The organism is Verrucomicrobium sp. 3C (assembly GCF_000379365.1).
GTDB lineage: Bacteria > Verrucomicrobiota > Verrucomicrobiia > Methylacidiphilales > Methylacidiphilaceae > Methylacidimicrobium.
Genome location: NZ_KB901875.1, coordinates 511,041 through 517,164 on the forward strand (window position 1 = coordinate 511,041; position 6,124 = coordinate 517,164).

A 6,124-nucleotide genomic window follows, 5' to 3' on the forward strand; every position below is an offset into this window, starting at 1 on the left:
CTCGGTGTTTTTGAACACGTTCCTGCGCTCCTGCGCCGCCTCCAGTCGATCCGCCTCGGCGTTCTCTCCGTGGAAGGCAAGCCGATCGTTCGTCTTTTGAGCAAGATTCCTCGGGAACTGAATCGGCTCCTGGAAAAACTTCGTCTGCTCCCGCACTTCGCCCAGCCGCCGGTCTGGGCAGCGATGTAGCCAGTAGCGGAAAGGCCTGTCCTTCCGCATCAAGAAGTTATGCTGCTACTCAAGGGAAGTCAGGCTAGGCGGCAGCAGCTCTTGGGGATCATGCGGGGCGGCGTTCCTTCCATAAGCAGACGAAGAAGCGCTCGTCCTGTTCGGCGAGGTCGGGATCGGTGCCGTTGTGCGCGCGCATGCCCTCGATGATCTTGCGCGGCACGCCTAGTCCCGTCGCTTCGATGTAGCGATAGTCGCGCAACACCTCCTTGATCAGCTCGTTGCGCGAAGCACGATAGCCCGCACGCATCTTCTCCACTGTGACAGTGTTCGGCAGACGTCCCGGCGAGATAATCTCGAGCCGGTTGGTGAAGATCGTGAGCTCGATGTCCATGACGCTGATAGTGTAGTCGCGATGGGCGACGGCGTTGACGATCGCCTCGCGCACGGCTTCCAGCGGGTAGTCCCAACGCTCCTGACGCTGTCCTCCCGCATCTACCCATGCTTTGATCTCTATGTTGCGCCGGACGAAGTCTAGGGCCTGCTCGATAATGCCGGCTTCCACTGCGTTGCTGCCTTCCGAGAAGGTAACGGGCAAGCTCAGGTAGGCGTGCCCAAGCTCCGGCATGCCCGCAGGGAACAAGGAAACGATTGGCCCCCGTAGCGACTGACGCGCCCGCGCGTTGTAGTCCTTCTCAGTCCCGGTGTAAGCCACGGCGCTGATGCCGGCTTGAGGCAAATACTTGTTCGGTCGGCTACCGAAGAGCAGTAAACCGGCGGCGCTCGGCATTGCGCGGTCGCGGTCCTCGACCATCAGCTCGGTGTTGACGAGCAAACGGGTCCAATTCTCGCGATCTTCCGGTTCGGGATGGGCCTGTCGGCGCAGGTCACGGAAGTAATTGACGAGGCGGCGAATGTCGAGATCGTCGAGCGTGGCGCCGGGGATCGGCTTGCGGTCATATGGCAAGCGACCGGACTGCATGTAGAGACGGGCTTCCTCTTCGTCCGTCGCATCGCGCGACGTGGTGCCAACACGCATCTGCGTGACCCACGCGGACCCACGCTTGGCCTTATAAGGTTTGTCCGGGGCGTCGGCTGGGAGGGAAATAACGCCTACGATTGTGCCCTCGCCCCAATCGAGCGTTTCCCAGAACGGGATTGCCGCCGGACGCAGGTGGGTGCGCGCAACCTCCATGGCCCACTCTTCCGCTTTTTCCGGATCGCGGGTGAGCCCGGTGACCGTGCGATCCTTCTCTACTCCGAGGAGGATGTGCCCACCCTCAAGATTCAGAAGCGCTGCCATTTCCTTGGCGAGCCTTTCTGGGCGGACGTCGTCGCGTTTGAATTCGACGCCGGAGTTCTCGCCATTCTGGACCAGTTCCGCCAACTCGGTGCGATTCATGTCGCCTTCCTCAAAATCCGTACTTACGGCGTCGGCGCTCGAAAGCTTCCTTGCCGCCTTCGAGAATCTCCTCTACCAGCTCGCGCACGGGCTGGGCATCGATGGAGCCCATGTGCTCCCGTGCAATCCGAGCATGCCCTCCATTGGCCTCGCCCGACGCGGCGAGCCCGATGATCAACTCGGCGTCGCCCAACACAGGGATGTTGGCGTTGTGCGTCGAAAACACGAACTGTCGGCGCTGCTTCTCCTCCCGCATCCGGGGCACCACGCCCTCGGTGATGAACCGGTTGTCGAGGTCGTCCTCTGGCTGGTCGACGATCAGCGGTGCGTCGGATTCGAGCAACAGGAGTAAGAGCACGGCGGTAGCCTTCTGGCCCGTGGACAGATCTTCGAGCGTCTGCCAGAATGGCGGCTCACCGAGGGGTGCCGTGTTGAGGCGGATCGTCGTGGTCGGCGGCAGGTCGAGCTCCTCGATGCGCATCAGAACCTCAGGGTCGGCCCTCGCCAGACGGTCCGCTTGCGTCGGCGTAATGCCGATTTCTTTGGTGAGCAGTTCGGAGCCCGTGCGGCAGGCTTCTACGAAGCGGGGCAAGGATAGGTCGGCCGCACCGCGTAATGTTTCGATCGCCTCGGAGATCCGGCCGCCAATGTCCTCCCGGAGGATTCGAAAGAGCGGTTCTCGATCTCCAGCGGACGTTATTTCCACCTGCACGCGGTCTCGAAGCCGCTGGTTGACCTTCTTCGCGGCACGATCCAGACGGCGGAACTCCTGGGCTTTGCAATCTTCCCACTCGGCGAGAAGATTTCGGCGGCGGTCGACCAGCTCCTTTTCGAGACGCTGCGCCTGGTATCGCCACTCACGCAGGGGACGCAACTCTTCGATCTGTCGCCGCAGGCGGATGAACTCCTCACCATCTACCCGCGACCTCTGCAGGTCACGAAGGATTTTCTCGTACGCCGCCTCTACCTCCTGCCTGCGTTTGTCCCAGTCACGGCGCACCGCCGCCACGCCCTGGTCGGCCCGCCGCAACGCGGCGTCCAGCAACTCGGCGGCCGCTTTGAGATCTCGGTCGAGATCATCAAAGACCGCATTGAAGCGTTCGAGGATTGCCCTGCCTGGAAGTGCATCGAGCGCCTTAGTGGAAAGGAACGCGCGATCCATCGGCGCCTCGCGTTTGAGGCTTTCCAGACACTCCCGAAGCGGAGCGAGTCGCTCCGGAATCGAAGCAAGGATCCGCTCTTCACGCACAAGCAGGCTCTGGTCCCGTAGGCGCTCCTCGAGTCCGGCCTCTTTGAACTGCTTCAGCGTTTCCTCGAGTCCAGGCAGCGTCGCTAGCCGTTCTTCGATCTGTTTCCTCTCCGCTCGCGCCTCGACCAGACTGCGTCGGCTCTTCTCCAGCTCGCGCCGCAATTCGACCTTCCGCCGTGGCAGCGTCTCATCGCGGTCGACGAAACGATCGAGCAAGCGCGTGAGTTTTGCGCGGCTCTTGGTCAACTCGGAAATCTCGTGCTGACCAAAGACCTCGATGCGCGGCAGGATCTCCTGCGGTGCCAGGTTGGACACCTCGCCGCGGTCGTCCTTGACGATCGGACGATTCGGAATCGTTCGTTCGATGGTGTACTCGCGAACCGTCGGCCGGTGAGCGCGTGCGCGGAGTGAGATCTTGGTTCCGCTCCGAAGAACGTGCCGGACGATGCCCTCGTGCGCTTTGCGCGCTTCGTCACCGATGGGATCCAGGCCGAGCACCGCGCGGATACTCTCGACGATGGTGGACTTGCCGGTACCACGGCCACCGACGAGCACGTTGAGATTCGGATTGAAGCGAACCGCAGCACCATCGAGGAACCCGCCCTCCCAGGCCAGTTCGACCAGCTCGGCATGCTCCTCGGGCTCCCGTTTGCCTTCCTTGGGATTGAGACGAATGCGCGATCCGGGATCGAGGAAGGCCTGCCGCAGGCCTTCAATGCCCACTTCGGACATCTTGATCCAGCAACTGGCGGCCCGGTCTGCGAGGTCCTCGGCGTTGAGAACATCGTTCGCGTTTACGACGGCAATGGCGAGGCGCTCCTCAGCGGGATGGTCTCGGCAGTAATCCGGGTTCTTGTTTTCGATGATGGGGCGCACGTCAGGCGGCAGATCTTCGACTGGACCGGGAATCTGGATCGCAAGCAGATCTTCGCTCCGCCACGCGTGAATCCGCGCCTGACCTTTCAGAACCTGGAGCATTCCGCCTTGCTCGCTGGTTACGTGCGCTGCGACCGCGATCCCGCCCTGGTCACGCACCTTCCGCAGAACTTCGACGAACGGCAGGTTGGCGAGGTCGGAAGAGGGTCGGGTTTTCGTAATTCCGAACCCGCCCAGAAATCGGCCGAGCTGGTCTTGGTTTGTGTCGGCGGAATAGATGCAGAGGACATGGACGCCTTCGCTCGACGAGAGCTCAAAGCCGGGAAAAACATGCACCGGACTCCCCTCTGCGGCGGCGCGAAAGGTCGACACCGCGCTTACGTCGTTGTGATCGGTGATGGCAAGAACCGAAATTCCGAGTTCAACGGCCCTGTCGACCATGGCTTTCGCGTGAGCAGCCGCATCAAGGGATGGAGACTGGCCGCGGAACGTGCCGCCGTAGGAATGAGGGTTCACCTGCAGAGCGCAGCGGTGGAATACGGCGCCCGCTGGAACCGTGGATGCTCTAGCGCTTGGGTCTTGGATCGTCACGCTGCTCCTCCATAGGGCGCCTGTTCCTCGCGTAGCTCCATCGGCTTCCTAACCCTCCCCCTGGCTTTAGCTTTATGGGGAGGTTCAGGACGAAGTGCGCATCCGCAAGTCCAATGAATCGAATCGCAAAAAAACGGCTGGAAAGATCAGCCCATTCTGCCCGGATTTGTCCCGTTGACGTTAGAACGAGCTCCAGGCATTTGAGATGGAGTTCGGCGGTTCTCTCGAGGAAGCAGAGAAAGCCGAGCAAAGAATCCAGATCGATCGGCGTCTGGTCCGGTGCCTCTTCTTCATCGATTTCCTCTAACTCCTCAAGTCGATGCGCCAAAGTGGATGCCTGAGGGATCGTTTCTTGGCGCTTCCTCAGGCTCGAGATAGCCTCTTGGACGGCCTTCGGGCGAACTTCGACCGGAAGCAAGCCGCTGAAATCAAAGCACGACTCCGCAGTGGCCGAAGCGAGGATTCGCGGAGAGAACGATGCGCTCGGCAACGAACCAGAAACCTCATAGGGCCCGCTTTGAACGCAGGGCGAATAGGCGTGCTGCTCCGCCAGCAACTTCTCCACCCATTCATGAGAAGAAGGATTCGCCTCAACTCCGCTCGATGGAGAGCAACTCGGCTCGAGTGCCGAGGTAAAACTTCCAACTCGTTCCGAACTGACCGATGATCTCGTCGACCCGATCCCTGGCGGACTAATCCTTGATCTCGTAATGGAAGTTACAGGCGGTCGCGATTCCATTGGCCTTCTCTCCTCCCTCTTTCGTTCGTTCGCCGTCATCGGGCTGTAGATTCATTCTCGCCCCGTCAGGCGAGTAGGGGAAACGCACCCCGGCTCCACAAAGCTGCTCCTTTTGTTCGAGCCACGCGCCTTCCTTTAGAAGCTGGTGCCTCAGGAAGCCAACCCCATCCGATCATTCGACGAACGTGCGAAAATTGATTCCCACCGCACTATATCGCGCATGCGGAAAAACTCCCATAAGGCCCTTGGCAATTTGTGTTGCAGAGCTTGGCGCCGGATCGTCAGTAAGGGGCCGGTCGCAAACTTGAAGGTGACCGAGCAATGACAGGATCGACACTCCGCCATAGAAAGCAAGCGACAAGGCGGTTGGCGACCTCATGGGCGACGGCTGAGGGGCGATCTCCCATTCCTCGGGGATGACCCCCTGCTTCTTGAGAAAATCTCCATGGATGATTCTCGGCTCAAGCCGGCACTGGCCAGAAGCACGACGGTGCATTCGATCTCGCGCAACCCCTGCGGATCCCGCAGGTTATCCTTCAATTCGGCGACCCACTTGGTGGAGATTGCCCCAGGAAGCGCCCTGCTAAAGCGCGTTCGGCCTCGGTCCGTTCCGGTTGGTGCATCCACTCTCCAACCAACCAGCCAGCATTAAATGGCGTCTCCACCTGCGGATGGTGGAGACCTCCGGAAACTCGCCAAACAGTGTCTGTGGGTCCGTAAGAACGGCTTCCAATCCGGAGCACCACCCCCTCCTCTGAAACTCCCCATGGCTAAATCCAGCGGGTTCTAGAGAATAGAGATCCGGCTCTCCGGGGCTCTCGCTTGCGCTACAGCATCCCCGGCCTTGCCGGAACGGCTGCGAGGGCAGCCGCTTCCCATTTTCCCCTTCGACGGGCGACCAGCTCTGACGTTCTTGACGTGCGGTCGGGACAAGCCCTCCCGGCTCGCTGGTTTCTTCACTCTCGACATCGCCCGTCGCAGGAGGGGTTCCGCACCCGGCCAGGACTTTCCAACCCGGCTGATGTCGAGGAAATCCTTCTCGGAGCATTTCGCGAGAAAGGCGCTGTAGAGATCCCGCTGCACCGGCTCGGTGCGGCCA

At 61.0% G+C, this 6,124-nt stretch carries 2 protein-coding genes and 2 pseudogenes; 1 reads left to right on the forward strand and 3 read right to left on the reverse strand.

Going from position 1 to position 6,124, the window contains the following annotated elements; genetic code table 11:
- A pseudogene (locus A37A_RS18890) lies at positions 1-189 on the forward strand (hypothetical protein); the annotation flags it as partial.
- Between the two features lie 88 nt (positions 190-277).
- Here A37A_RS18890 and A37A_RS0103055 read toward each other — a convergent pair.
- From A37A_RS0103055 to A37A_RS0103080, 3 genes and pseudogenes are all read right to left on the reverse strand, one after another.
- Positions 278-1,570: an ATP-binding protein gene (locus A37A_RS0103055; protein ID WP_018290070.1), complete on the reverse strand. Its 1,293-nt coding sequence runs from the start codon at positions 1,568-1,570 to the stop codon at positions 278-280.
- A gap of 10 nt (positions 1,571-1,580) precedes the next feature.
- Positions 1,581-4,286, reverse strand: coding sequence for a TrlF family AAA-like ATPase (locus tag A37A_RS0103060; protein ID WP_051076236.1), 2,706 nt, complete (start codon positions 4,284-4,286; stop codon positions 1,581-1,583).
- A 1,525-nt stretch (positions 4,287-5,811) separates the two neighbouring features.
- A pseudogene (locus tag A37A_RS0103080) lies at positions 5,812-6,124 on the reverse strand (hypothetical protein); the annotation flags it as partial.

Bases quoted from the DNA above. Each gene is read 5' to 3' on its own strand.
- A37A_RS0103055 (WP_018290070.1), bottom strand. From the start codon at position 1,570: ATGAATCGCACCGAGTTGGCGGAACTGGTCCAGAATGGCGAGAACTCC.